The sequence below is a fragment of the Gluconacetobacter azotocaptans genome, assembly GCF_014174355.1.
In the GTDB taxonomy this organism is placed as follows: Bacteria; Pseudomonadota; Alphaproteobacteria; order Acetobacterales; family Acetobacteraceae; genus Gluconacetobacter; species Gluconacetobacter azotocaptans.
This window is the reverse complement of the sequence record NZ_JABEQF010000017.1, coordinates 16,755-42,479: the sequence shown is the minus strand read 5'-3', so window position 1 is coordinate 42,479 and position 25,725 is coordinate 16,755. Positions and strand designations below refer to the sequence as shown.

21 protein-coding genes are annotated in these 25,725 nt (G+C 69.1%); 8 read left to right on the top strand and 13 right to left on the bottom strand.

The window, feature by feature from the left end:
- Positions 1 to 67 precede the first annotated feature (67 nt).
- Together parE and HLH34_RS16370 are read left to right on the top strand one after the other, a co-directional pair.
- The gene (gene parE, locus HLH34_RS16375) at positions 68 to 2,107 is read left to right on the top strand and encodes a DNA topoisomerase IV subunit B (RefSeq protein ID WP_183120639.1); all 2,040 of its coding nucleotides are present in this window, start codon (positions 68 to 70) and stop codon (positions 2,105 to 2,107) included.
- A gap of 81 nt (positions 2,108 to 2,188) precedes the next feature.
- The gene (locus tag HLH34_RS16370; protein ID WP_183120638.1) at positions 2,189 to 3,142 is read left to right on the top strand and encodes an EamA family transporter; all 954 of its coding nucleotides are present in this window, start codon (positions 2,189 to 2,191) and stop codon (positions 3,140 to 3,142) included.
- Between the two features lie 157 nt (positions 3,143 to 3,299).
- On the opposite strand, the gene HLH34_RS16365 is transcribed toward HLH34_RS16370, so the two are convergent.
- The 6 genes from HLH34_RS16365 to ileS all read right to left on the bottom strand — a co-directional run bounded on the left by HLH34_RS16365 (position 3,300) and on the right by ileS (position 12,732).
- Complete coding sequence (locus tag HLH34_RS16365) at positions 3,300 to 4,811, bottom strand: NADH-quinone oxidoreductase subunit M (RefSeq protein WP_183120637.1); 1,512 nt, start codon at positions 4,809 to 4,811, stop codon at positions 3,300 to 3,302.
- A gap of 135 nt (positions 4,812 to 4,946) precedes the next feature.
- Positions 4,947 to 6,578: a porin gene (locus HLH34_RS16360; RefSeq protein WP_183120636.1), complete on the bottom strand. Its 1,632-nt coding sequence runs from the start codon at positions 6,576 to 6,578 to the stop codon at positions 4,947 to 4,949.
- A gap of 200 nt (positions 6,579 to 6,778) precedes the next feature.
- The gene (gene mutL, locus HLH34_RS16355) at positions 6,779 to 8,668 is read right to left on the bottom strand and encodes a DNA mismatch repair endonuclease MutL (protein WP_183120635.1); all 1,890 of its coding nucleotides are present in this window, start codon (positions 8,666 to 8,668) and stop codon (positions 6,779 to 6,781) included.
- Positions 8,669 to 8,772: 104 nt separating this feature from the next.
- A complete protein-coding gene (locus tag HLH34_RS16350) occupies positions 8,773 to 9,291 on the bottom strand; it encodes a DUF3035 domain-containing protein (RefSeq protein ID WP_183120634.1) in 519 nt (172 codons plus the stop codon).
- 10 nt (positions 9,292 to 9,301) lie between these two features.
- A complete protein-coding gene (gene lspA / locus HLH34_RS16345) occupies positions 9,302 to 9,838 on the bottom strand; it encodes a signal peptidase II (RefSeq protein WP_183120633.1) in 537 nt (178 codons plus the stop codon).
- Positions 9,835 to 12,732, bottom strand: a complete 2,898-nt coding sequence (gene ileS / locus HLH34_RS16340; protein WP_183120632.1) for an isoleucine--tRNA ligase — start codon at positions 12,730 to 12,732, stop codon at positions 9,835 to 9,837. Before ileS ends, lspA begins: the two co-directional genes overlap by 4 nt.
- Positions 12,733 to 13,205: 473 nt before the next feature.
- On the opposite strand from ileS, the gene HLH34_RS16335 reads away from it, so the two are divergent.
- Entirely contained in the window at positions 13,206 to 14,735 is a 1,530-nt protein-coding gene (locus HLH34_RS16335; RefSeq protein ID WP_183120631.1) for a flippase, read from the top strand.
- 56 nt (positions 14,736 to 14,791) lie between these two features.
- Positions 14,792 to 17,512: a GMC oxidoreductase gene (locus HLH34_RS16330; RefSeq protein ID WP_183120630.1), complete on the top strand. Its 2,721-nt coding sequence runs from the start codon at positions 14,792 to 14,794 to the stop codon at positions 17,510 to 17,512.
- Here HLH34_RS16330 and HLH34_RS16325 read toward each other — a convergent pair.
- The 7 genes from HLH34_RS16325 to HLH34_RS16295 form a co-directional block, all read right to left on the bottom strand.
- Positions 17,509 to 18,456 (bottom strand): bifunctional riboflavin kinase/FAD synthetase, encoded by a 948-nt coding sequence (locus HLH34_RS16325; RefSeq protein ID WP_183120629.1) that lies wholly within the window; start codon positions 18,454 to 18,456, stop codon positions 17,509 to 17,511. The two genes, HLH34_RS16330 and HLH34_RS16325, sit on opposite strands and share 4 nt — an antisense overlap.
- A 7-nt stretch (positions 18,457 to 18,463) precedes the next feature.
- A complete protein-coding gene (mtnC, locus tag HLH34_RS16320; RefSeq protein WP_183120628.1) occupies positions 18,464 to 19,177 on the bottom strand; it encodes an acireductone synthase in 714 nt (237 codons plus the stop codon).
- Between the two features lie 11 nt (positions 19,178 to 19,188).
- A complete protein-coding gene (locus HLH34_RS16315) occupies positions 19,189 to 19,728 on the bottom strand; it encodes a 1,2-dihydroxy-3-keto-5-methylthiopentene dioxygenase (RefSeq protein WP_183120627.1) in 540 nt (179 codons plus the stop codon).
- A complete protein-coding gene (locus HLH34_RS16310; RefSeq protein WP_183120626.1) occupies positions 19,725 to 20,348 on the bottom strand; it encodes a methylthioribulose 1-phosphate dehydratase in 624 nt (207 codons plus the stop codon). Before HLH34_RS16310 ends, HLH34_RS16315 begins: the two co-directional genes overlap by 4 nt.
- A 24-nt stretch (positions 20,349 to 20,372) precedes the next feature.
- Entirely contained in the window at positions 20,373 to 20,642 is a 270-nt protein-coding gene (locus HLH34_RS16305) for a twin-arginine translocase TatA/TatE family subunit (RefSeq protein ID WP_183120625.1), read from the bottom strand.
- 150 nt (positions 20,643 to 20,792) lie between these two features.
- On the bottom strand, positions 20,793 to 21,299 hold the full coding sequence (locus tag HLH34_RS16300) for a CHAP domain-containing protein (RefSeq protein WP_183120624.1): 507 nt from the start codon (positions 21,297 to 21,299) through the stop codon (positions 20,793 to 20,795).
- Entirely contained in the window at positions 21,296 to 21,964 is a 669-nt protein-coding gene (locus tag HLH34_RS16295) for a RecX family transcriptional regulator (protein WP_183120668.1), read from the bottom strand. Before HLH34_RS16295 ends, HLH34_RS16300 begins: the two co-directional genes overlap by 4 nt.
- A gap of 239 nt (positions 21,965 to 22,203) precedes the next feature.
- Here HLH34_RS16295 and HLH34_RS16290 point away from each other — a divergent pair, with 239 nt between their 5' ends.
- The 4 genes from HLH34_RS16290 to hslO are packed head-to-tail and all read left to right on the top strand — an operon-like array spanning position 22,204 to position 25,706.
- Complete coding sequence (locus HLH34_RS16290) at positions 22,204 to 23,412, top strand: aspartate aminotransferase family protein (RefSeq protein WP_183120623.1); 1,209 nt, start codon at positions 22,204 to 22,206, stop codon at positions 23,410 to 23,412.
- A complete protein-coding gene (gene argF, locus HLH34_RS16285) occupies positions 23,409 to 24,410 on the top strand; it encodes an ornithine carbamoyltransferase (RefSeq protein WP_183120622.1) in 1,002 nt (333 codons plus the stop codon). The genes HLH34_RS16290 and argF overlap by 4 nt, the downstream gene beginning before the upstream one ends.
- Entirely contained in the window at positions 24,407 to 24,730 is a 324-nt protein-coding gene (locus tag HLH34_RS16280; RefSeq protein WP_183120621.1) for a hypothetical protein, read from the top strand. The genes argF and HLH34_RS16280 overlap by 4 nt, the downstream gene beginning before the upstream one ends.
- A 25-nt stretch (positions 24,731 to 24,755) precedes the next feature.
- Complete coding sequence (gene hslO, locus HLH34_RS16275; protein ID WP_183120620.1) at positions 24,756 to 25,706, top strand: Hsp33 family molecular chaperone HslO; 951 nt, start codon at positions 24,756 to 24,758, stop codon at positions 25,704 to 25,706.
- The last annotated feature ends 19 nt before the right edge of the window (positions 25,707 to 25,725 follow it).

Here is a 25,725-nt window from a genome sequence, read left to right as displayed (position 1 = left end):
GGGCCACCCCTCGCCGGGCCCGCCGCCCGCTTGACAGGCGACGGCGCGGCGGAACAAAGAACAGGACATGAACGACGATCTCTTCTCCTCGTCCCGCCCCAAACGGGACACCCGCGCCCGGCCGGCCGCGGCGCCGGCACCGGTACCGGCGCGGGGCGACGGCGGCGGAGATTACGACGCCAGCGCCATCGAGGTGCTGGAGGGGCTGGAACCCGTCCGCCGCCGTCCGGGCATGTATATCGGCGGCACGGACGAGGCCGCGTACCACCATCTGGCGGCCGAGATCCTGGACAACGCGATGGACGAGGCCGTCGCCGGCCACGCCACCACCATCGACGTGACGCTGGAAGACGGCGACTGGCTGACGGTCCGCGACAACGGGCGCGGCATTCCCGTCGACCCGCATCCCAAATTCAAGGACCGCTCGGCGCTGGAGGTCATCCTGACCACGCTGCATGCCGGCGGCAAGTTCTCGGGCAAATCCTACGCCACCTCGGGCGGCCTGCACGGGGTGGGGTCGTCCGTGGTCAACGCCCTGGCCGCGCGCCTGGAAGTCGAAGTCGCCCGCGACCGCGCGGTCTGGCGGCAGATCTACGAACGCGGCCACCCGGTCACCACGCTGGAAAAGATCGGCGCGACCCAGAACCGGCGCGGCACGCAGATCCGCTTCACCCCCGACCCGCAGATCTTCGGCCGGCTGCATTTCTCGCCCGCGCGGCTCTATCGCCTGTGCCGGTCCAAGGCGTACCTGTTCCGTGGCGTCACCATCCGCTGGTCGTGCGACCCGGCGCTGGTCCACGACAGCGACATCCCGGCCGAGGCGGTACTGCATTTCCCCGGCGGCCTGGCCGACAGCCTGCGCGACGAACTGGGCGCATCGGCCGCGCTGCTGACCGAAATCTGGTCCGGCGACGCCGACCTGCCGACAGCGCCCGACGGCACGTCCACCGGGCGGATCGAATGGGCGGTGGCGTTCCTCGAATCCGGGGCGGCCAGCCTGTCGTCCTATTGCAACACCATTCCCACCCCGCAGGGCGGCACGCACGAAAACGGGTTCCGCACCGCCCTGCTGAAGGGCTTTCGCGCCTGGGGCGAACAGCGGTCGAACAAGCGCGCGGCGGCCATCAACGCCGACGACGTGCTGGGCGCCGTCGCCGCCAAGCTGTCGGCCTTCATCCGCGACCCGCAGTTTCAGGGCCAGACCAAGGAGAAGCTGACCTCGTCCGAGGCCAGCCGCCTGGTCGAGACCGCGCTGCGCGACCGGTTCGAACAGTGGCTGGCCGGCCATCCGGCGCAGGCCGACAATCTGCTGGCCTTCATCATCGAACGCGCCGAGGAACGGCTGCGCCGCAAGGACCAGAAGGACACCCCGCGCAAAAGCGCCACCCGCCGCCTGCGCCTGCCGGGCAAGCTGACCGACTGCACGCGCGAAAACGCCGCCGACACCGAAATCTTCCTGGTCGAGGGCGACTCGGCCGGCGGATCGGCCAAGCAGGCCCGCAACCGCGAGACGCAGGCGGTACTGCCCCTGCGCGGCAAGATCCTCAACGTCGCCAGCGCCTCGACCGAGAAGCTGCGCGCCAACCAGGAACTGCGCGATCTGGTCGAGGCCCTGGGCTGCGGCATCGGTGACCGGTTCGACGCCGCCCGCCTGCGCTACGGCCGGGTCATCATCATGACCGACGCCGACGTGGACGGGGCGCATATCGCCTCGCTGCTGATGACGTTCTTCTACCGCGAACTGCCTGACCTGATCCGGCGCGGGCATCTGTACCTGGCGCAGCCGCCGCTGTACCGGCTGACGCAGGGCGGCAGGACGATCTACGCGATGGACGACCCCGACCGCGAGCGGAAGCTGAAATCGGAATTCAAGCCCAACGCCCGCGTCGAGATCTCGCGCTTCAAGGGCCTGGGCGAGATGCCTCCGGGCGACCTGAAACAGACGACGATGGACCCGAAGCGCCGCACGCTGCTGCAGGTCGTCACCCCGCCCGAGGATCGCGCCCTGACCAGCGAGCGGGTCGAACATCTGATGGGCCGCAAGGCGGAGCTCCGCTTCCAGTTCATCCAGGATCATGCCCGTCTGGTCGACAATCTGGACGTCTGATATCTCATCCCGTCCGGGCGCCCCCGCCGCCCGGACGGTCCGCATCGTGCGGCGCATCCACCCCGGGGCCGCAGGATACCGATGACCGCTTCCCCCCGCTCTTCCGCCCCTCATGGCGGCCCCGGACCCGATGGGTCGGGCGGCCGGCTGGTCGGCGTGCTTCTGGTGCTGGGCGGCATCCTGTCGTTCCAGGTCGGCGGGTCCATGGCCAAGACGCTGTTTCCGCTGTTCGGGCCGCTGGGCACCGTCAGCCTGCGCCTGTGGGTCGCGGCGATCGCCCTGTGCCTCATCTCGCGGCCCTGGCGGGCGGCCCCAGACCGCGGGACCCTGCTGATCGTCGTCGGCTACGGCCTGTCGATCGCCCTGATGAACATGATGTTCTATCTGGCGCTGGACCGGCTGCCGCTGGGCGTCGCCGTGGCGGTCGAATTCCTGGGTCCGCTGACCCTGACCTTCCTCGGATCGCGCCGCGCGCTCGACATGATGCTGATCGCCGCCGTGGTGCTGGGCCTGGTGCTGCTGCTGCAACCGGGGTCGATGCTGGATCGCCACGGGATAGACCCGGTGGGCGTGCTGTACGGCATGCTGGGCGCCGTGGCGTGGGGAACCTACATCCTGGCCGGGGCACGGATCAGCCACCGCATCGACGCCGCGCACGGGGCGGCCATCGGCCTGGCGGCCGGCGCGCTGGCGGTAACGCCCGTCTTCCTCCTGACCCTGCCGCGCGCCGCCGCCCATCCGCACGCGGCCCTGGTGGCCTGCGGGGTCGCGCTGCTGTCGTCGGCGCTGCCCTACACGCTGGAAATGCTGGCACTGAAACGGCTGCAGGCGCGGGAATTCGGCATCCTGACCAGCCTGGACCCGGCGGTGGCGGCCCTGGCCGGGCTGGTGCTGCTGGGCGAATATCTCAGCCCCGCACAATGGGCGGGCATCCTGTGCATCGTCGTCGCATCGGTAGGCGGCGTGCTGCTCCGCCGCCCCGAAGCCGCCTCCACCGCCGATCTGCTGGAGCAGGAACCCATTCCCGAAATCTGACGGGCGGCACCAGGATATAGGCGGCGCAAGGAAGGTCGGGCTTTGCCCGAACCCCCCAGGGCCTGAGGCCCTGGACCCCGATCATGGATAAACGACTGAATTTCCAAAGGGCCGAGGCCCTTGCCAGGCTGGGGCAAAGCCCGACCTGTGCCGGGCGTCAGCCCGCTGCCGGCCGCACCGGGCCGGCGACTGCGGCGGCGGCCTGCGGCGGCGCGACGGCGTTGACCACCGCCGGGTCGAACACCCGCAGGAAGCTGGCCGGATGGATACCCATCCACAGCGTGACGATGGCGCACGGCACCAGCACCGCCAGTTCCGGCCCCGTCAGGTCGCGCAGCATGGCGACGACGCCGCGTCCGGCACTGCCGAACATCACCCGGCGATACAGCACCAGCATGTAGACGGCGCCCAGGATCATGCTGGTGCCGGCCAGGAACGCGATCCAGAACGAGACATGGATCGCGCCGACCATCACCAGCAATTCACCGACGAATGCCCCGGTGCCCGGCAGGCCGATATTGGCCATGACGAACAGCATCGCCAGCGTCGCCAGGACGGGCATCTTGTGGGCCACGCCCGAAAACGCCTCGATCGACCGGGTTTCCGCCCGCCACGACACGGCGGCGACGCAGAAGAACAGGGCCGCGATCACCACGCCATGCGACAGCATCTGGAAGATCGCACCGTCAATTCCCTCGGGCGTCAGGGTGAACAGCCCCACCGCGATCACCCCCATGTGCGAGAACGAGGAATAGGCGATCACCCGCTTCATGTCCGTCTGCGCCAGCGCGATGATCGCGGCATAGATCACCGCGATGACGCCCAGCGTCAGCACATAGGGTGCGAACAGCCGCGCCGCGTCGGGAAACATCAGGATGCCGAAGCGCAGCAGCCCGTAGGCACCGGCCTTGGACAACACGCCCGACAGCATGGCCGACGCCGGCGTGGGGGCTTCGGTATAGGCGTCGGGCAGCCAGGCATGCAGGGGAAACAGCGGCAGCTTCACCCCGAAGGCCAGCACGAAGCCCAGCAGCAGCCAGCACTGCATGGCCGGCGGGAAATTCGCATGCATCAGCACGGGGATATCGGTGGTGCCGGTGGCATTCCACATCGCCAGCAGCGCCAGCAGCATGAACAGCGACCCGCCGAAGGTGAACAGGAAGAACTGAATCGACGCCCAGATCCGCTTCGGCCCGCCCCACACGCCGATCATCAGGCTGCCGGGGATCAGCGTCGCCTCGTAGAAGACGTAGAACAGCACCAGGTCCAGCGCCGAGAACAGGCCCACCAGCGTGGTTTCCAGCAGCAGGACGGCGACCATGTAGTCGCGCACCCGGTTCGTCACCAGCTTCCACCCGCCGATGATGGACAGCGGCGTCAGGAAGGTCGCCAGCAGCACGAACAGGATGCTGATCCCGTCGACCCCGGCATGGTACGAAATCCCGAACGACGGCGCCCAGTCCAGCATCTGCACGAACTGGAACCCCGGCTGATGCGGGTCGAATTCGATCCACATCAGCACCGACAGTGCGAAGACCAGCAGGCTGGTCCACAGCGCCACCCAGCGCGACGCGCCTTCGACGGCCTCCGTGGTGCCCCGCGTCAGCAGGATGACAAGCGCACCGCCGAGCGGCAGATACGTGACGAGGGGAAGCAGGATGGGATGCACGTCGGTCTCATCGTCCGTGAATGATGGGCGAAGCCTATCCCCCTTCCGGCAGGGAAACCAGACGCCGGCCGCTCACGTTCCGCCGAGGTGGAACATTCCTGCTTGCTTTTGGCCCCCGCCCCCGGAATCGACTTCCTAGAACAGCAGGATCGCGCCGCCCGACGCCGTATTGTCGCTGGCGCTGTTCGGCCCGTGCGCATCGGATTGCGTATGCGCATACTCGCAGACCAGGTTGAGCCAGTCCGTCAGGCTGTAATACACCGCCCCGATTTCGGATTCGTTCCGACGCACCAGCAGCGTGCTGTTCTCGCCCGGCGCCTGATACAGATTGCTGACACCATAGCTGCCCACCAGCTTCAGCTTCCCCGTAACGTTGTACATGCCCTGTACATAATAGCCTTCCGAATCCCGCTTGCGGCCATTCGCGGCTATGCCGTCGAAGAACAGCCCGGTCGTCCCCAGGCCGCTGCCCCGGTAATAGTACGCCACGGCCTGCGCCGGCCCGTAGGTCAGCTTGGCGCCGATCTCGCCGGCTTCGACCGTGGCACCCCGCTTGGCCGTGGCCGGGATGTCGGTGCCGGTCAACGCCTGCTGGTGCTGCGTCAGGAAGCCTGCCCAGATCCGGCCGGCCAGGTCGCCGGCCTTGAAATCGTAGGTCAGCTTGCCCTGCACCATCGGCGAGGAATGCTGCGTCGATTCCGCCGACAACCCGCCGCCGGCGAAGTTGAATTCGTCCAGCGGCTGCAGCACGCCGACGGTGGCCTGGACGCCGGCGATGACGGGCGAGGCATAGGAGATCTGCGGGATCCAGTCCGCATAGACATAGCCGACGCCGATGCGCCCCAGCGAGGTATTGCCCGGGCTGGCGTTGCTGCCGGTGGAGCCGACACTCAGCAGGGTGGCGTCGCTGAGGATCGCATCCCCGCCGAAGATCGCCAGGTCGCGGCCGATCTTGACCGTGCCGAACGATTTCGTGCCGGCTGTGATGTAGACCTGACGGAAATCGAGGCCGGCCGTGCCCAGCCCGACCGGGCTGCCGCCGGTATTGGCGTTGAACGCGCCGTTCTTGGCATTGTCGATGCCGGGATACATGCCCAGCACGGCGTTCAGGTCGATGCCCGACTGCGTCGTCTTCAGCTTCAGGATCAGCCCCGCCGGCAGCAGGCCGTTGCGCACGGCGGACGAGTCGAACCCGCTGGCGCCGGTCGAGACCCCGCCCGCCACGGGCATGCCGCCGGCCGGGCTGTTGTAGGTGTAGAAACCGTTGATGAAGCCCGACAGGTTGATGTCGATGGGACCGGCCCGGAACGTCAGCCCCTTGCCGGCGACATATTTGTCGACGCGCACGACGCTGCCATTGTCCAGCGCGGATTGCGTGGACAGCATCGCCGCCTGGGCCATCCGCGCGCTGTCGGCGGCGCTGGCCGCCGCTTGGCGCGCCTGCAGCACGGACGGGTCCAGGGTCGGCCCGCCGATCACGACCGGCCCGGGCAGTTCCGTATGATGCGCCACGGCGACCTGCCGGGGCGCGTCGTCGCGCCGGCTCGCGGCCACCCGTGCCGCACGGGGAGATGGGACATGGCCATGATGCAGATGCTTGGCCAGCAGCCCGTCATGCTCGGCCTGGGTCAGATTCCCCTTCATCAGCAGGATGTCGAGAAGGTCGGTATATTCGTCGGCCCGGGCGACAGCCACGTCCAACATGCTTGCTCCGGTCGCGCCCATGACAAGGGCAGCCCCGATCCGGGCCAGGCGTCTTGCCGACATAGGGCCTCCGTCTGTGGTCTTGATAGTCCGCCCGGCGACGGTGGCGCGTTTCGCCTCCCCGGGAAAGCCGGGGGCCGGCCATCGCGCGGCGCCCCACGCCGAAAGTGACGGAAACCCACGATCATTTTCCCGAGACCACACGACCCGGACCAGTCCGGGCACGCTTTATCCGATCGGCCGATTCCCTCCGGCCGAACGCCCTAACGGCGACCGAACATCCGTTCCAGGTCCGCCCGGCTCAGCTTCAGCCAGGTCGGCCGCCCGTGCGAGCATGTGCCGGCGCGGGGCGTGCGTTCCATGTCGCGCAGCAGGGCGTCCATTTCCGCCCGGGTCAGGGTGCGGCCGGCGCGCACGCTGCCGTGGCAGGCCATGCGGGCAATGATCGCGTCCAGCCGTCCGTCCAGCGCCCGGATCTCGGCGGGGCCGGCCAGATCGTCCTCGATCAGTTCCTCGGCCATGTCGCGCAGCAGGCCGCCCGGGTCGTCGGTGCCCAGCAGGGCCGGCAGTGCACGCACCAGCACCGCGCCCCCGCCGAACGATTCGATTTCCACCCCCAGTGCCGCCAGCGTGCCGGCGAAGGACAGCAGCAGATCCGCCTGCGCGCGCGGCAGGGTCACGATTTCGGGCAGCAGCAGGCGCTGCGCCCGCATGGTGCCGTCCAGATACTGCGCGCGCAGCCGTTCGTGGGTCAGCCGTTCATGGGCCGCGTGCTGGTCCACCAGCACCAGCCCCCCGTCGCCCGACACGGCGATGACATAGGTGCCCATGACCTGCGCCACCGCCGCCCCCAGCGGGTAATCGCCCGGGTCGGCCAGAATGGGGTCGGCAGGAACAGGCGCATCGGGCGGCGGGGCGGATACGGTCGGAAACGGGATGGGGGAATCGCCCGGCGGGTCGGACAGCACCCGCGCGGCGGGGCGGTCGCCCAGATCCAGGCGCGGCGCGGCCAGACCGTCGGGCCGCGCCGGCGGTGCGGCGAACGGGTCGGCGGCCGGCCGGTCGGGCGGCGGATACCAGATCCGCGCCGGGCTGGAGGGCCGTGATTGCAGCAGGCCGGGCCGGACGCCCGCCGCCCCGGCGCCGCCCCCCAGCGCCCGCCCCAGCGCGCCGATCACCAGCCCCCGGACGGCAGCGGCATCGGCGAAGCGCAGTTCGGTCTTGGCCGGATGGACGTTGACGTCCACCTGGTCGGGCGGGATCGTCAGCGCCAGCGCCACCACCGCGTGCCGCCCCTGTTCGATCACATGGCGGTAGGCCACCCGCACCGCCGTCCGCAACACCGGATCGACGACCGGCCGGCCATTGACCAGCAGGATCTGCCCGGCCGCCGTGGCCCGATGGACCGACGGGCCGCAGGCGAATCCGCTCAGGGCCAACTCGCCCCGCACCCCCTCGACCGCCAGCAGCCCGTCCGCCCCCTCGGCCTCCAGGATCGCGGCGACGCGCGATTCCATGTCCTGCGCCGGCAGGTCGAACAGCACCCGGTCGTCCAGTTGCAGGCGGAACGCCACCTGGGGCACCGACAGGGCCAGGCGGCGCACCGTAATGTCGGCATGCCCGGATTCGACTCGGGGACTCTTGAGAAATTTGCGGCGCGCGGGCGTGGCGAAGAACAGATCCTCGACCACTACCCGTGTGCCGGGCGGGCCGGCGCAGGGTTCGGGCTGGCCGACCATCCCGCCCTCCACCGCGATTCGCCATGCGCTGTCGGCCCCGTGCGGGCGCGAGACGACGCTCAGCCGCGCGGCGGCCCCGATGGACGGCAGGGCCTCGCCCCGGAAACCCAGCGTTTCGATCCGCACCAGCGTCTCGTCCCGCAGCTTGGAGGTGCAATGGCGTTCGACCGCCAGCAGCAGGTCGTCCGGCGCCATGCCGCACCCGTCATCGACGACCTCGATGCGGTCGATGCCGCCGCGTTCCAGCAGGACGGCAATGCGGCGCGCACCGGAATCGATCGCGTTCTCGACCAGTTCCTTCAGCGCGGCGGCCGGGCGTTCGATGACCTCGCCGGCGGCGATCCGGTTGACCACCTGTTCCGACAGGCGCCGGATGACCGGACGGACGGGCAGATGCGGCGAATCGGGCATCATGTCAGGATAAAGCAGATCGCCACCACCGTGCAGGCCCAATGCACGGGCCGGCTGGCAAACCGGGCCGGACGGACAACGCCATCCGGCGGCCGGGGATCAGCCTGTCAGTGGCCGCCCGTGACGGTCGGGGTCGCCCCTTGGACGGGGCTGTTGCCCAGCGCCGCGTTCTGGCGCAGGCGACGGTTCTCGGCCTCGCCATCGACCACGCCGCCGGCGCCGCCGCCGTTCCAGAACATCAGGCGATCGACGAAGCCCTGCCCCGCCTTGCCCAGTTCGCCCTTGTCGGGCGAGGTGGCGGCATTGTCGGCCTCGTTCACCAGAGCGGACTGGCCGGCGCTGGGCGGGCCGCCCGCGCCTTGCAGCGCGACGTTGGGCGACAGGGTTTCCAGCGCCTGCAGGCGCGGGCTTTCATCCTGCGGGCGCGAGGCGTCGCTGTGCGGGGCCGCCAACTCGTCGGTCGGCGGCATCGACAGCGGCGCGCGCGTCGTCACCGTGTACTCGTCCGGCGTTTCGCGTTCCAGCCCGAAGGCCCGCGTAACATCCGATCCGGAGCAACCGGCAAGAAGGAGTCCGCCCGACGTCAGCAGGGCGAATGACAGGGTACGGGTGACTAAGGGCGCCATGCTTCGCCTCTTACCGTTCCTTTTCGGTTCCGGCAAGCGTTCCGCTCAACGCAGCCGTGCGCGGACCACGCCGATCGGTCAGGCTGTCGATCAGCAGAACGGCCACGCCGCAGTCGATCGCCGCGTCGGCCAGGTTGAACACCGGCCAGGACCAGCCATAGGCATGGGCGTGGATGAAATCGACGACCGCGCCATAATGCAGCCGGTCGATGACATTGCCCACCGCGCCGCCCATGATCGCGCCCAGCGCACCGGCCACCCAGGGGCGGGTGGTGCGCGCGATCCATACCGCCAGCAGCAGCACGATCAGCAGCGCCACGACCGGAAACACGATCCGCCCCGCCGCCCCCAGCCCGCCCAGCATGCCGAAAGTGATGGCGCGGTTCCAGACCATGGTGAAATTCAGGAACGGCAGCAGCGCCACCGTCTCGCGCTCGGGCAGGTTGAACTCGTATAGAATCCAGTATTTGCTGCCCTGGTCGATCAGCAGGACCAGCACGAACAGCGCCGCCCCCACCAGGCGGCACAGCCGGGCGCCCCCGGTCATGTGCCGGCCCGGGCGTCGACCACGTCGACGCAGCGCAGGCACAGGTCCGGATGCGCGGCGGTACTGCCCACCTCGTCCAGCACCTTCCAGCAGCGGACGCATTTATGCCCGCCGGCGGCGCGGATGACCGGCGCGCCATGCGCCCCGCCGACGGGCGGGGCGGCGCCTTCGGCCGACTCGGCGTCGGTCAGGTAGATCGACGCCGCGCCGGCCTCGACCACCACGTCGGCCTGCGACACGATCGCCAGTTCGCACCAGTCGATGTCGGCGAAACGCGCGGCCTCGTCCTCGGACAGCGGCAGTTCCAGCGCCGCCTGCAACGACGACCCCACCACGCCGTCGCGCCGCGCGGCCTCGATCCCCGTGGTGACCACGCGGCGCACGGCGCGCAGGGTCGCCCAGCGGTCGGCCAGGTCGGGGCGGATCCATTCCTCCGGCAGGGTGGGGAAGGCATGCAGATGCACGCTCTCCTGCTCGCCGAACCGGGCGGTCCAGGCTTCCTCGGCGGTGAAGACCAGCACGGGTGCCAGCCAGGTGCACAGGCAGCGATGCAGATGGTCCAGCACCGTGCGCGCCGCGCGGCGGCGCGGGCTGTCCGCCCCGTCGCAATAGAGGGCGTCCTTGCGGACGTCGAAATAGAACGCCGACAGGTCGGTGGCGCAGAACCCGTGCACCGCCCCGTAGACGCCCACCCATTCGTGGCTGTCCACCGCGCCGCCGATCAGCCCGCCCAGTTCGGTCAGCCGGTGCAGCACCCATTGCTCCAGCTCGGGCATCTGCTCGTAGGGGACACGCTCGGCCTCGGTGAAGCCGTCCAGCGCGCCCAGCAGCCAGCGCAGGGTGTTGCGCAGCCGGCGATACAACTCGCCCTGTTGCTTCAGGATCTCGCCGCCGATGCGCAGATCCTCGTTGGTGTCGGAATTCATCACCCACAGGCGCAGGATATCGGCGCCCAGCGAGTCGTTGACGTCCTGCGGGGCCACCACGTTGCCCAGCGACTTGGACATCTTGCGGCCCTGCTCGTCCAGCACGAAGCCGTTGGTGACCAGCGCGCGATAGGGGGCGACGCCCCGCGTGCCCACGCTTTCCAGCAGCGAGGACTGGAACCAGCCGCGATGCTGGTCCGACCCTTCCAGATACAGGTCGGCCGGGAACGGCATCCCGTCGCGGCCCAGCACGAAGGCGTGGCTGGACCCGCTTTCGAACCAGACGTCGACGATGTCGAACACCTGTTCGTAGTCCTCGGGGTCGCGCCCCGCGCCCAGGAAGCGCGCGGCCGGGGCACTGTACCACACGTCCGCGCCCTCGGCGCGGAAGGCCTCGACGATCCGCGCCATCACCGCCGGGTCGCGCAGCACCTCGCCGGTGCGTTTCTCCACGAACACCGCGATCGGCACGCCCCAGGCGCGCTGGCGGCTGATGCACCAGTCGGGACGCCCCGCGACCATCGAGGTCAGGCGGTTGCGCGCCTGCGCGGGCACGAAGGTCACGTCGTCCAGCGCGCGCAGGGCGCGGGCGCGCAGATGGCCCTCGCCATCCATGCGGATGAACCATTGCGGGGTGGCGCGATAGATCACCGGCGCGCGCGACCGCCAGGAATGCGGATAGGAATGGATCAGGGTGGACCGGGCGACCAGGCCTGCCGGCGCCTGGCCGTCGGCAATGGCGCGTTCCATCGCCGCCGTCAGCGCGGCGCACACCGGATCGGCGGCCTTGAAGACATGGGTGCCGGCGAACAGCGGCACCCAGTCGGCGTACCGTCCGTCGTCCAGCACCATTTCCGGCACCTCGACCCCGTTGGCGACCGACAGCGCGAAATCGTCCTCGCCATGGGCGGGGGCCATGTGGACCAGGCCGGTGCCCGCGTCGGTGGTGACGAAATCGCCCGCCAGCAGCGGCACCTCGAAATCGTAATTCTCGCCGCGCAACGGATGGGCGCACACCGCGTCGGTCAGCGCCTCGCCCGGCAGGGTGTACAGCACGTAATGGTCGGTGATGCCCGCGGCGGCGCAGAAGGCGGGGATCAGAGCCTCGGCCACCAGCAGGCGCGCGCCCGGCTCCAGAGTCGCGGCGTCGGTCACGCCATCGACGCGCAGCACGGCATAGGTGATGTCCGGCCCGAACGCGATGGCGCGGTTGCCGGGGATGGTCCACGGCGTCGTCGTCCAGATGACCGCCGACACGTCTTCCAGCGCGCGGCCGGGGGTCGGGTCGTGCAGGAAGGGGAAGGCGACATGGATCGTGGTCGATTCATGGTCGCGATATTCGATCTCGGCCTCGGCCAGGGCGGTCTTTTCGACCGGGCTCCACATCACCGGCCGCAGCCCGCGATACAGCAGCCCGTTCAGCAGGAAGCGGCCGATTTCCTCGGCGATCGTGGCCTCCGAGGAAAAATCCATCGTGGCATATCGCCGGTCCCATTCCCCCTGCACGCCCAGGCGGCGGAATTCGGCGGCCTGCACGTCCAGCCATTTCTGGGCATAGGCCCGGCATTCGGCGCGGAATTGCAGGATGGGCACCGAATCCTTGTCGCGCCCGGCCTTGCGGTATTCCTCCTCGATCTTCCATTCGATCGGCAGGCCGTGGCAGTCCCAGCCCGGAACGTAATGCACCGCGAAGCCCGCCATGCGGTGCGCGCGGTTGATGACGTCTTTCAGGATCTTGTTCAGCGCGTGGCCGATATGCAGGTTGCCGTTCGCATAGGGCGGCCCGTCATGCAGCATGAAGGACGGCCGGCCCTCGGCCTGCGCGCGCAGGCGCCCGTCCAGGTCGGACTGCGCCCACCGCGCCAGAATCTCCGGCTCCCGCTTCGGCAGGCTGCCGCGCATGGGGAAGCTGGTGGTCGGCAGAAACACCGTTTCCCGATAGAGATCCTGTGGTTTTGACTCGGTCATGACCCTGATTTCTGACTACTGACGACAAGATATGGCGGACCCGGCTCGCTCGGCGCGGATCGGGCCGGGTAAAGCCCAACCTTATGCGGAGCGGCGGCCCCCGCGGTCAAGCACCGCGCCCTGGGGCGGGTTGCCGGGCGGTCGCCGCCACATAATGCGCGCGACCCACCCCCTGCGGTGAAACTGTCGCGGATTTCACAAGTTAGAAAATTCCTTGGGCAAGAGCGCTCCAGCCTTCGGGTTCCCGCGTTTTTCCGGGCACCGCGACCTGCCCGGACGGATCGAGGTCATGATGAGGACGAAATCTGTGCAGAAAGATTCGCCTGACATCCCCGGGCAAGCGGCCCCGATCGTAACGAAAGCGCTGGTGGCGTCATGACCCCGCCACACGCCCCTGCCGCCTGAATACCGGAAGCGCCTCTCCCATTCCCCCGTACGCCGGGGCTGTCGTCGCTTGAAGGATGCACTTGCCCATGGTGTCCCCGGTCCAGCAGTCCGGTCCCCGGCCGCGTCATGTCATTACGAATGCCGCATGGAACATGTTCGGGCGGATCGCCCCGGTCCTTGTGGCCCTGCCCGTCACGCCCCGGCTTATTCATGAGCTCGGCCTGTCCCGATGGGGCATCTTCACCATCGCCCTCAGCCTGATCGGCACGTTCGGCATCTTCGACCTGGGCCTCGGCCGCGCCCTCACCCGCGCCATCGCCGGCCGCACACATGACCAGAGCGACCACGAAACCGCCGACCTGATCCTGACCGGCGTGCTGACGCTGACCGGCATCGGCGTCATCGGCGGCCTCATCTCAGCGGGTGCGGTCAGTTTCTGGGTGCGGCACGGCCTCAAGATTCCCGAGAACCTCCAGCACGAAACCATCGTGGCCCTGCTGGTCTTCTGCGCGACCGCGCCCCTGGTCATGATCAATGCCGCCCTGTGGGGCGTGCTGACCGCGTACCACGAATTTCGCGCGACCAACCTGATCAATATTCCGATCTCGATCGCCTATTACATCGGGCCGCTGCTGGTCCTGGAAGTCTGGGACAGCCTCGTCGGCGTGATGCTGGTCCTGGCGGGCTGCCGGCTGTGGATGGCCATCGCCTATATCCGCTTCTGCCTCAGGCTGGTGCCGCAGCTTCGCGCCGCCCGGGTACGGCCGCACCTGCTTGCGCCGCTGCTGCGGATCGGCGGCTGGATGACCGTCTCGAACATCGCCTATCCGCTGCTGGGCAATATCGACAGGTTCATGATCGCCAGCGTCATCTCGGCGGCCGCGACGGGCTTCTACACCACGCCGTCGGATGCGGTGGGCCGCTTCTCCATGGTCACCAATGCGGTCGCGGCGTCCGCTTACCCGGCCCTGGCGTCCTCCTGGCGCACGGATTCCGTCAGAACCGTGGAGCTTTACCGGACATCCGTCCTGACCCTGGCGGCCCTGCTGCTGCCCCTCTGCCTGGGCACGGCGCTGTTCAGTTCCAAAATCCTCTCGCTCTGGATCGATCAGGACTTCGCCATCCACAGCAGCACGATCATGAAACTGCTGTGCCTGGGCATCTTCATCGGCAGCGCGGACGCCATCGCGGCCGGGTTCCTCGACGCGATCGGCCGGCCCGATGCCAGCGCCAAGCTGTCGATCGGCGAAATGCTGGTCTACGTGCCCCTGCTGGTCGTGTTCCTGCACCATTTCGGCGTCGTCGGCGCGGCCTTTGCCTGGGCCATCCGGACGGCGGGCGACTTCGTGGTGCGCATGTTCCTCAGCATCCGTTTCTACCCGCCGATCACGCAGGCCCTCGCCCGCATCCTGCCCGCGGCCCTGACCGGCGCCGCCTGCATGTGCATAGCGCTCGTCGACATGCCCCTCCCCGCCGCCACCCTGTTTTTCGGGATCGCGATGGCCGTCTTCTACGGCGTCCTGTGGTTCGTGTGCCTCGACGACCTGGAACGGGACGCCGCCGCCGGCATCGTGAAACGCATCATGACGCGGTTTTCCCGTGCGCCCGCCGGCTGACGGCCCTTACGCGGACGGATGGCGGCCCAGACAGTTCCACCGATACGGGTAATCACATGACGGACTATATCGATTTCGAGCACCTCAAGGACCCGGCCAGCCTGTCGACTCGTTTCGATCTCGTCATCGTCGGCGGCGGCGCCGCCGGACTGACGCTGGCGCGCGAGCTGTCCGGACAGGGCCTTCGTATCGCCATCGTGGAAAGCGGCGCCCTCGACGAAGACCCGGACCATGAGGAGCTGAACGCGATCGACGTATCCGGCGACCTTCTCGACAAAACCCTGCAAGACGCACGCAGCGCCTGGCACGCGCCCCAGATGCGCTTCTGGAAGGCGGATATACAAAAATTCGGGGTCCGGTGCCGCGTCCTGGGCGGATCGACGATGGCGTGGGCCGGAAAAGTGGCCCCGTTTTCCCCGGCGGATTACGAACAGCGACCGTGGGTCGCAGGATCGGGCTGGCCTTTCGGCATGAAGACGCTTGCCCCCTACATGAAACGCGCCGCGACCTATCTCGATCTCGGCCCGCTGGTCCACGACCGTGCCTTCTGGACCCAGGCGTCTCGCCGCGAACCCGACCAGATGGGCCGGCTACATCACTTCGGTTCGTTCTTCTGGCAATTCGCGCGCTCGCGGCACGCGCTGACCGACGTCATGCGCTTCGGCCCCGATTTCCGCCGGGAAACGCATAAAGGCGTCACGGTGGTGTACAACGCAACGGTGTCATCCGTCAGCATCGAAGGCGGGAAGGCCACGGGGGTCGAACTGCGCGGTTCCCTCACCGGGCGCAACCGGGTCGCCCTGGGGGCGGAATGCGTTGTTCTGGCGGCGGGCGCCATCGAAAATGCCCGCCTTCTGCTGATGTCGCGCGACAGCGACGGACAGGTGCCGGGCAACGCCCACGACGTCGTCGGGCGTTATCTGATGGACCATCCCAGTATCGAGCTTGGATATTTTTCTCCCGAACATCGCGATGAGGCGGCCGCCCTTCTCGGTTTTTTTCCGTTGCAGGAGCGTCACCGGGTTTTCATGTACTCGCACGGCCTGGCCCTGCACCCCGAGGTGCAGACCAGCCGACGCCTGCCGAACATGGCCATCTTCACCGGCATCGAGATCTCGCCCGACGATTCCGTGCTGGCGCTGAAGCGCCTGGCGCAACGCCAGAGCCGAAACCCGCTTGGCGATGTCGTCGCGGTGGCCCGCAATTTCGGACTGGTGGCGACCTCCCTGGGGCGCAAAATCCTCAATTACCAGAAAATTCCAGAACGTTTCCGACGTCTGATCGCCGACGCCGCGGTCGCGATCAATGCGAATTTCGTCGCGCGTGACTACGTTGCCGGCGGAGGGGGCCGCAAGCTGGCCAAAGCCTCGTTGAACGTGATCTGCGAACAGCCGCCGCACCCCGACAACCGCGTCACCCTCTCGACGCGCACGGACAGGCTGGGCCTGCCCCTGGCCCGGGTGCATTGGAAAATCGACGCCGACCTGCGTCGCGATATCGTGCAACTGGCCAATCTTCTTCAGGAAGATCTCGAACGGGCCGGCATCAGGGGCTTCCATCTCCGAGACGAGTTCCGGACTGCGGATATCTCGAAACTCCTGATCCATGACATGGCCCATACGGCCGGCACGACCCGGATGGGCACGGACCCCGCCACAAGCGTGGTCGACCCTGACTGCCAGGTTCACGGCGTCAGCGGCCTGTTCGTTGCAGGCGCATCGGTTTTCCCCACGAGCGGCCACGCCAACCCGACCATGGTCATCATGTCGCTCGCCATCCGCCTTGCAGACCATATCAAGGCCCAATTCGTCGCGCGCCGCGTGAAGCAGCTCTCTCCCGCGACTTCGCTGGTCGCCGCGCGCCCCTTGATTCTCGTGACAGGGGCCACGGGAAATCTGGGCCAGGCCGTCATCGCGCGATTGGCCGCAGGGGGCTACCGCATCCGGGGCACGTTCAGACATTCCATACCGGCCACCCCGGGCGTCGAATGGGTCCAGATCGATTTTTCCGACCCCACCCTTCCGCAAGCGGACCTCGAGAACCTTGCCGAAGGTGTCGAAGCCGTCATTCATCTCGCCGCCAGCCTGTCGAACGTGCACGAGATGGAAACGACCAATGTGACGAACCTGGATCGCTTCGCGAAAATCTGCGCCACGGCCGGCGTGCGGTATTTTGGCCAGGCGAGTTCCATGGTCGTCTACGGTTCACCCCGCGCGCGTTTTCTCAGCGAGGAAGCGCCGATCATCAATACCGATCTTTCATTGAAGAAGCAGTATTTTGCCGAACCCTCCATGCTGGAATACGCGCGCAGCAAGGTTCTGGGCGAACGCGTATTGTCGCAATACGCGCAGACGATGCACATCGACCTGTACCGTATCGCCATCGCACAGAAACGCAGTTTTCTCGACGAATCCCTGTCCTGGAGCGCCAAACGCGCGGTCTTCGCACTCTACCGCAACAGCCACTTCATCTCGTCACGCAATGTCGCCCGGGCCATCGTTCACCTCATGGAACGCGACCTCGCCAGCCACAAGGCGGGCGTGGACATCTACAACGTCGCCGACAGCCGTTCCCCGACCTATGCCGAGGTCTATCGCCGCGCGGGACGAAAAACCGGTTTCCATGTCCCGGTCGTCTTCGACGTGCTGAAAGGCGTGGCATTCAGCCGCACCCTCGCCCGGCGTTTCCCCATGGGGTACTTTCGCCTCGATGACCGCAAGCTGAAATCCACAGGCTTCGTGCTGGAAGATGACCCCGACCTGCGGTCAGCCTCTTAAACGCCCCCGCGCAGCATCTCGGCCAGGTAGGCCCGGGCGGCGGTGGCGTCCACGGCAATCTGGGTTTTCAGCGCGTCCAGGCCAGCGAAGCGACGTTCCTCGCGCAGCAGGCTGTGCAGCGCGACCGACAGGGTCTGGCCGTACAGATCGCCGTCGAAATCCAGCAGATGGACCTCCAGCCGGCTTTCCTGACCGTCGTCGATGGTCGGGCGGCGGCCGATATTGGCGACGCCGGGCAATGACCGGCCGTCCGTCAGGCGCACCGTCACGGCATAGACCCCGCGCGCCGGTTCCAGATGCCGGCCCAGCGGAATGTTGGCGGTGGGGAAGCCCAGCAGGCGGCCGCGCTTGTCGCCATGCTGCACGATGCCGCGGATCGACCACGGGCGGCCCAGTTCCTCGGCCGCGCGCTCGGGGTAGCCGTCCTGCAGCAGGCGACGGATGCGCGTCGAGGAATAGGGCCCGCCGGCATCGGCCAGCGCCGGCACCACCGTCAGCCCCAGCCCCAGTTCCTCGGCCCGTTCGGACAGGAAGGTGACGGTGCCGCCGCGCCGGTGGCCGAAAGCGAAATCGGCCCCGCAGGCCAGATGCCGCAGGCCCAGCCCCTCGTGCAGCACGTCGGTCACGAAGCGTTCGGCCGACATGGCGCTGAACGCGGCATCGAACGGAATCTGGAAGACATGCCGCACGCCCAGCGCCGACAGGGCCGACAGCCGTTCGTCCGGCAGGGTCAGGCGGAAGGGCGGGTCCTGCGGGCGGAACAGTTCGCGCGGGTGGGGTTCGAACGTCACCACCGCCAGGCCCAGGTCGGGCCGTGCCGCATGCAGCGTGTGCAGCAGGTGCGCATGGCCCAGATGCACGCCGTCGAAATTGCCCAGCGCCGCCGCCATGCCGCGCGCCTCGTCGGGGATGTGGCGCCAGCCGGTATGCAGATGCGTCCTCATGCCGTCCTCATACCGCCGGCAGCGCGAACAGGCGCGACACATCGTCCAGCGTGGCCGCGGCCGGGTGGGTGGTCCCGGCGATGGTCCCGTCCTCGGCCCGGACCAGCTGGCAGGTGTGCAGGCCGGCCTGCGCCGCCGCATCCAGTTCGGCGACGATGTCCGACAGGAACAGGGTGCGGCCGGGCGTCCAGCCGGTTTCGGCCAGGATGGCGCGATAACTGTCGGCCGCCCGCTTGCCGCCGATCCGCAGATCGTAGAACCCGTCGAACAGCCCGGCGGCATCGCCCTCGGTCGTGTGGCCGTAGATCAGCCGCTGCGCCGCCTCGGAGCCCGAGGAGTAGACCGCCAGCCGCAGCCCCGCCGCCCGCCAGCGCCGCAGGGCAGGCAGCACGTCGGCGAACAGGGGCGCCTGCAACGCGCCGGAGCGGTAGCCCTCGGCCCAGGCCAGGCCCTGCAGGGCCTTCAGCGGGCCGATCTTGGCGTCCTGGTCCATCCATTCGTTCAACTGCGCCAGCGGCGGTACGCCGGGGGCCAGTTCCGCGATGTCGGCCACCGCCGCGCGCACGGCGGGGTCGCCGGCCCGCTGGGCCAGCAGGGCGGGCATCGCCGCCCGCGCATAGGGAAACAGGGTTTCATGGACGAACGAGACCGGGATGGTGGTCCCCTCGATATCCAGCAGCACCGTGTCGATCGCGGTGGATGCGCGCGCCGTCGCCGTCATCTGTGCCGCCTTCAGGTGACGGGAAACTGCCGGGCGATGTCGTCGCCCGTATAGCGGGCGACCCAGCCCGTGGTGTCGGTGAAGACCCGCAGCGCCACGACATCGGGCTCCAGCCCCGCATCGAACCAGTGCGGCACCCCCTCCGGGACCGAGATCAGATCGCCTTCGGTACAGCGCACGTCATAGACATGCCCCCCGACATGCAGCACGAAATTGCCCCAGCCATGGACGAAGAAACGCACCTCGTCCTCGCTGTGGATGTGTTCGGACAGGAATTTGTCGCGCAGCGCGGGCAGGTTCGGGGTGGCGGCGTTGATCCGCACCACGTCCGCCGATCCGGCCCCGGTTTCGCCCATCAACTCGTCCAGATAGGGACGATAGACCGCCAGCACCTCGTCCGGCGTCGCATCGCGGGGCGGCACCACCGGGCTGTCCCAGCGTTCGAACCGCACGCCGATGCCGCGCAGGCCGGCGGCGATCTCCGCCGGGTCCTCGGTGCGCCGCACGATCGTACCCGGGCTGTCGTCGCGATAGACGGTCAGGCGACTCATCGCGCGATCTTCCTTCGTTCCAGTTCGCAGGCCAGCAGGAATTCCAGCCCTTCCAGCCGCGCCAGGGCGCTGTCCATGGTCCCGCCCCAGACATAGACGCCATGGCCACGAATCACGTAGCCCGCCGGCATCCGGCCCAGATGCGGCGCGACCACCCCCGCCAGCCGGGCGATGTCCTGATCGTTGTCGAACACCGGCACGCGCACGGTCGTATCGTGGGTGTCCTGACCCTCGAAGACCTTCAGCACCTCGTAGCCCGTCAGTTCGATGGCGTCGCCGGCCGCCATCGACAGCACGGTCGAGGCCACCGAATGGCCGTGCAGCACCGCGCCGATTTCGGGCGCGAAGGCGTAAAGCTGGCAATGCAGCAGCGTTTCGGCGCTGGGCCGGTCACCCGGCTGCACGGCACGGCCGTCGGGCCCGACCTCGATCACGCCGTCTGGGGTCAGATGGCCCTTGTGGCCGCCCGAGCGGGTGATGGCGATCCGCCCGTCGGCCAGCCGGCGGCTGATATTGCCGGCCGTCGCGGGCACCCAGCCGAAGCGGTCCATCCGCCGCCCGGCCGACACGATGTCCCCCACCGCCGCGGTCCAGGGATCGGCAAAAATCATGCTGTCCATCTCAGCCCCGGTCGGCTCCGCCTGTCACGAACGGGGGGAGCCGGACGGACGACCCGCGCCGGAGAAGCTGGCGTCCTTCTGCGCGTCGATGGTCGGGCCGGGCGGCGCGATATGGCCGCCGGGCTGGCCCGAGGTGCCGGCCTCCATCGACTCGTCGTCGGCCATGTTCTTCTTGAACGATTTGACGCCGCGCGCGACGTCGCCCATCAGCGTACTGATCTTGCCGCCGCCGCCAAACAGGACCAGCACGACCGCAAGCACGATCAGCCAGTGCCAGATGCTCAAGCTACCCATAGCACACCCTCGATTCCGCGCCGTAACGCGAAGCTGCGTTCATCCATCGTCGGCGTCGCTGGCGCCGGCCGGCTCCGTGACGTGAAACCGTCCCATGACATGGAACCACGCCGCCCGTCATGCAAGCACCCTCTTGCATCCCCGCTGCTGTCAGGCGTCCGGCGAGGGACGTTGCGGCAGGTCGCGGGATATGAAGCCGTATGTCGGATAGACGCTTTTTCCCATGCTGTGAACAGGCTGCCACCAGACCCGCACCGCCGACCAGTCATTGTCGCGCGACACATCGACCACGGGCACGTCATGATCGACGCGCCCGGGTTCCCAGTTCGCCTGGTCGACCAGGATGGCCCGCGTGCCCCGCACCTGGCGGACCACCGACACATGTCCGTCGGGCAGGCGTGAGGTCGAACGGAACACCAGGACGGCGCCGGGGGCCGGCATGCGGGAATGCGCATAGACCCCGGCCGACTGCCGCCACCACCCGGCCGCTGCCCCGCTGAGCCGCAGCCCGGTCTCGGCCCGGGCATAGGGCGCGCACTGCACCGACCCATGCCACCCGCCCCTGCCGCCGCCGCACGCCGCCAGCGGCAGCACGCCCGCGACCGCCAGCACCCCCGCAAGGCGGCCGGCCACACGACCCACCAGGCCGCCGTTCATGTCGACTTCATCCGGATGATCCGCTCCTCGGCTTCCCCGGCGTCCATGTCCAGGGCGGCCTCTGCGACCGAACGGCCGAACCCGGCGCGGGCCATCGCCTCCAGCGCGCGCAGGCGGCGCGCGGCGGCCTCGTCTTCCGCATCGTCGGACTCGTCATCTCCGGCCAGGCGGAACGGCCCCACGCGCCGCTTGCGCGCGAAGACCAGCGCCGCCGCCAGTTCGGTCTCGTACCCCGCGCCGTCGCGCGCGCCCAGCGCGTCGTCCAGCACGGCGCCGGCCACATCGTCCCCCACCCCGCGCGCGGCCAGGTGCGCCTGCACCGCGCGGCGCGAGCGGCCGACGCGCGTCAGCGACCGGGCGCGCGACCCGGCGAAGGCCGCATCGTTCACCGCCCCCAGCTCGGCCATGTCGCCCACCACGCCGGCAACCAGCGCGCGCGCCGCGGCGGCCTGGGATTCGATCTCGTCGGCGGGGAGTCCGGCCTCGGCCGCGCGCCGTGCCCAGCGCTGCACCATCCGCGCCAGCACCTGCTCCAGCCCGGCCCGCGTGGTGCCGAAACGCGCCAGATGCGCCAGCGCCGCCGCGCGCAGGGCAGCGCGATCGGGCGCCGGGCCGTCCGCCCGCCGCGCGCGCCTTTTCGTTCCTGCCGCCGCACGATCCGTCATGCGCGCCAGCATGGCACAAACCGGCCGGAACAAGGAACAGGGGGGCAGGCCCGCAGCGGCGAATACGCGGCATGCGCGCGCGGACATGCGACAGAATTTGACTTGTGGCCGCACCCGCCCGCATCATGCGACCGAGACGAATGCCTGCCCGCCCCCGGCGTGTGGGCCGTTTCGCGTTTCCGATCTTCCCGCAACCCGGCCAGCACACGCCCCCGGACAGAGAACGACAAAGGTTCATCATGATCCCCGCCCTGATGCCCACCTACAACCGTGCCGACCTCGCTTTCGAGCGGGGAGAAGGCTGCTGGCTGTATACGGCGGACGGACGACGATTCCTGGATCTGGGCGCGGGCATCGCCACCTCGTCGCTGGGGCACAACAACCCGCATCTGGTCGCGGCCATCGCCGGCCAGGCGGCGCGGGTGATGCATGTGTCGAACCTGTATCGCGTCCCGCAGTCCGAGCGGCTGGCCGAACGGCTGGTCGCCGCCAGCTTCGCCGACAGCGTCTTCTTCTGCAATTCGGGCGCCGAGGCGAACGAAGGCATGGTGAAGATGATCCGCCGCGCCCAGGCCCGCAACGGCCACCCCGAGCGCAACCGGATCATCTGCTTCAACGGCGCGTTCCACGGGCGCACGCTGGCCATGCTGGCGGCCACCGGCAACCCGAAATATCTCGACGGGTTCGGCCCCGAGGTCGAAGGCTTCGACCATGTGCCGATGAACAACATGAACGCGCTGCGCGCCGCGATCACGGCCGAGACCGCCGGCATCATGATCGAACCCGTGCAGGGCGAAAGCGGCGTCAACGTCGCCGACCCGCGATTCCTGCAGGAACTGCGCGCCGCGTGCGACGAATTCGGCCTGTACCTGGGCATGGACGAGGTCCAGAGCGGCATGGGCCGCACCGGCCGGCTGTTCGCCCACGAATGGTCGGGCGTGACCCCGGACGTGATGTCCACCGCCAAGGGCATCGCCGGCGGCTTCCCCATGGGCGCCATCCTGGCGACCGAGGCGGTGGCCCGCCACCTGACGCCGGGCTCGCACGGCACCACCTTCGGCGGCAACCCGCTGGCCTGCACGGCGGCGAACGCGGTGCTGGACGTGCTGCTGGCCCCCGGCTTCCTCGATCAGGTACAGGCGCGCGGCGGCCTGCTGGCGGGGTATCTGGACGATCTGGTCGCGGCCTTCCCCGACATCTTCGACGCGCGGCGCGGCATCGGCCTGATGCTGGGCCTGCGCTGCGTGGCGCCGGTCGGGCTGGTGCAGGACGCGGCGATGCATGAAGGCGTACTGGGCGTGACCGCAGGCGACAATGTCCTGCGCCTTGTCCCGCCGCTGGTCATCACCGAGGACGATTGCGCCGAAGCCGCCCGCCGCCTGGGCCAGGCCGCCCTGCGGGTACGCGCCCACCTGGCCGCGACCGCCGGGCAGGAGAGCGCGGCATGAACGCCATCCCGACCGCGCCGGCCCGGACCGCCGCCATGACCCCGCGCCATTTCCTGGACCTGCGCGATTTCGACGGCGCGACGCTGCGCGCAATCCTGGACCTGGGCAGCCGCATCAAGCGCATGCAGCATGGCCGCGCCCGCCCGTTGCATCCGCGCCAGCCGCTGCTGGGCCGCGCGCTGGGGCTGATGCTGTCCAAGCCCTCGACGCGCACCCGCGTGTCGTTCGAGGTCGGCATGCGCCAGCTGGGCGGCGACGTCATCCTGCTGTCGCCCAACGACATGCAGATCGGCCGGGGCGAGACGATCGCCGATACGGCGCGCGTGCTGTCGCGCTTCGTCGACGCCATCGTCCTGCGCACCGGCGACACGGCGGCGCTGCACGAACTGGCGCGCTGGGCCAGCGTGCCCGTCATCAACGGGCTGACGCCGGCCTCGCACCCGGTGCAGATCCTGGCCGACATCATGACGTTCGAGGAACATCGCGGCCCGATCGCCGGCCAGACCCTGGCCTGGGTGGGCGACGGCAACAATGTCGCCACCTCGCTGATCGAGGCCGCCGCGCTGTTCGGCTTTTGCCTGCGGCTGGCCACGCCGGCCACCCACGCCCCGTCGGACGACGCGCTGGCCTGGGCACGGCGGGCGGGCGCCGACATCACGGTGACGACCGACCCGCGCGCCGCCGTGGCCGGGGCGGCCTGCGTCATCACCGACACCTGGGTCAGCATGTCCGACACCGACGCGGCCCAGCGCCTGGTGGCCTTCGCCCCCTATCGCGTCGATGCCGCGCTGATGGCCCATGCCGCCCCCGACGCCCTTTTCATGCATTGCCTGCCGGCCCATATCGGCGAGGAAGTGACCGAGGACGTCTTCGAAGGCCCCCGTTCGGTGGTGTTCGACGAGGCCGAGAACCGCCTGCACGCCCAGAAGGGCCTGCTGGTCTGGGCCATGGCCGGCGAACGCTGGCAGGACTATGGACAGGAGGACGCGACCCCATGACCACCGGCCCCGCCGAAGTTCCCGCCCACCCCACCACCACCGAGGACGTGCCCGCGACGCCGGGCTGGGTGGAAGGCAGCGTCGAGGCCGCCTTCGCCACCCTGCCCTGCCGCGGCCCCGGCGTGACCGTCCTGCGCAACGCCTATCTGGACTGCCTGGCCGGCGTCAGCCGCACCGAGGATCTGGACGCCGGCCATGACCGATGCCGGCAGGCGCTGCTGACGGCGCTGGCCGCCAAGGAGGGCGTCCGCCCCGACCTGCTGCGCGCCTTCGAGACCAGGCTGGAGGCGCTGGAGGCGGAAATCAGCGCCCGCATCTGATCCGCCCCCCCCCACAGGACACCCCATGATCGACACCCCCGCCTTCCTCGATACCCATCGGCCCGACGTCCCGGACCTGGTCGTACCCCAGGGGGTGACGCCCTTCTACCTGGCCGGACGGCCCGTACGCGGACGACTGGTGCGCGTCGGCGCGCTGACCGACGCGCTGCTGAGCCGGCATGACCATCCGGCCATCGTGCTGCGACTGGCCGGCGAGGCGCTGGCGTTGGTCGGCGGGCTGGCGTCGGCCCTGAAGTTCCAGGGCTCGTTCTCGGTGCAGGCGCGCGGCGACGGGCCGGTGTCCTTCCTGGTCGCCGACTGCACCCATGCGGGCGCGCTGCGCTTTCACGCGCGCTCGGACGCCGCGCGCATCGCGGACCTGGCGTCCACCGACCCCAACCTCGACGCCGGGCGGCTGCTGGGGGCGGGCTATCTGGCCTTCACCGTGGACCAGGGGCCGGACACCGACCTCCACCAGGGCATCGTCGAGATCCAGGGGGCCTCGCTGTCGGACATGGCCGCGCATTATTTCCAGACCAGCGAACAGCATGCCTGCTGGATCCGCCTGGCCTGCGTGCACACCGACGCCGGCTGGCGGGCCAGCGCCCTGCTGCTGGAACGCATCGCCACCGAAGGCGGCATCGCGGCCGAACACGCCCCCCCGGGCGATGAGGACGACAGCTGGAACACCGCCCTGACCCTGGCCGCGACCGTCACCGACGCCGAACTGACCGACGAGTCCCTGCCACCGGAAGACCTGCTCTACCGTCTGTTCCACGCCGAGGACGTCTGCGCCGACCGTCCGCGCGCGCTGGCCTTCGGCTGCCGGTGCAGCCGCGCGCGCCTGTCGGGCATCCTCGAGACGTTCTCCACCGACGATCTGGACCACATGACCGAGGACGGGACGATCAGCATGAGCTGCGAGTTCTGCAATATCTGTTTCCGCTTCCCGCGCACCGAGATCGGCGGCGCCTGACCCAGGGATTTGTGGCCGG

Excerpts from the sequence above, each read along its gene's own strand:
- HLH34_RS16370 (WP_183120638.1), top strand. The coding sequence starts at position 2,189 with ATGACCGCTTCCCCCCGCTCTTCCGCCCCTCATGGCGGCCCCGGACCC.
- mtnC (WP_183120628.1), bottom strand. The coding sequence starts at position 19,177 with ATGACGGCGACGGCGCGCGCATCCACCGCGATCGACACGGTGCTGCTG.
- HLH34_RS16330 (WP_183120630.1), top strand. The coding sequence starts at position 14,792 with ATGACGGACTATATCGATTTCGAGCACCTCAAGGACCCGGCCAGCCTG.
- hslO (WP_183120620.1), top strand. The coding sequence starts at position 24,756 with ATGATCGACACCCCCGCCTTCCTCGATACCCATCGGCCCGACGTCCCG.
- HLH34_RS16300 (WP_183120624.1), bottom strand. The coding sequence starts at position 21,299 with ATGAACGGCGGCCTGGTGGGTCGTGTGGCCGGCCGCCTTGCGGGGGTG.
- HLH34_RS16305 (WP_183120625.1), bottom strand. The coding sequence starts at position 20,642 with ATGGGTAGCTTGAGCATCTGGCACTGGCTGATCGTGCTTGCGGTCGTG.
- HLH34_RS16360 (WP_183120636.1), bottom strand. The coding sequence starts at position 6,578 with ATGTCGGCAAGACGCCTGGCCCGGATCGGGGCTGCCCTTGTCATGGGC.
- parE (WP_183120639.1), top strand. The coding sequence starts at position 68 with ATGAACGACGATCTCTTCTCCTCGTCCCGCCCCAAACGGGACACCCGC.
- argF (WP_183120622.1), top strand. The coding sequence starts at position 23,409 with ATGAACGCCATCCCGACCGCGCCGGCCCGGACCGCCGCCATGACCCCG.
- HLH34_RS16280 (WP_183120621.1), top strand. The coding sequence starts at position 24,407 with ATGACCACCGGCCCCGCCGAAGTTCCCGCCCACCCCACCACCACCGAG.
- HLH34_RS16325 (WP_183120629.1), bottom strand. The coding sequence starts at position 18,456 with ATGAGGACGCATCTGCATACCGGCTGGCGCCACATCCCCGACGAGGCG.
- HLH34_RS16290 (WP_183120623.1), top strand. The coding sequence starts at position 22,204 with ATGATCCCCGCCCTGATGCCCACCTACAACCGTGCCGACCTCGCTTTC.
- HLH34_RS16310 (WP_183120626.1), bottom strand. The coding sequence starts at position 20,348 with ATGGACAGCATGATTTTTGCCGATCCCTGGACCGCGGCGGTGGGGGAC.
- HLH34_RS16295 (WP_183120668.1), bottom strand. The coding sequence starts at position 21,964 with ATGACGGATCGTGCGGCGGCAGGAACGAAAAGGCGCGCGCGGCGGGCG.
- lspA (WP_183120633.1), bottom strand. The coding sequence starts at position 9,838 with ATGACCGGGGGCGCCCGGCTGTGCCGCCTGGTGGGGGCGGCGCTGTTC.
- HLH34_RS16350 (WP_183120634.1), bottom strand. The coding sequence starts at position 9,291 with ATGGCGCCCTTAGTCACCCGTACCCTGTCATTCGCCCTGCTGACGTCG.
- HLH34_RS16315 (WP_183120627.1), bottom strand. The coding sequence starts at position 19,728 with ATGAGTCGCCTGACCGTCTATCGCGACGACAGCCCGGGTACGATCGTG.
- ileS (WP_183120632.1), bottom strand. The coding sequence starts at position 12,732 with ATGACCGAGTCAAAACCACAGGATCTCTATCGGGAAACGGTGTTTCTG.
- HLH34_RS16335 (WP_183120631.1), top strand. The coding sequence starts at position 13,206 with ATGGTGTCCCCGGTCCAGCAGTCCGGTCCCCGGCCGCGTCATGTCATT.
- mutL (WP_183120635.1), bottom strand. The coding sequence starts at position 8,668 with ATGATGCCCGATTCGCCGCATCTGCCCGTCCGTCCGGTCATCCGGCGC.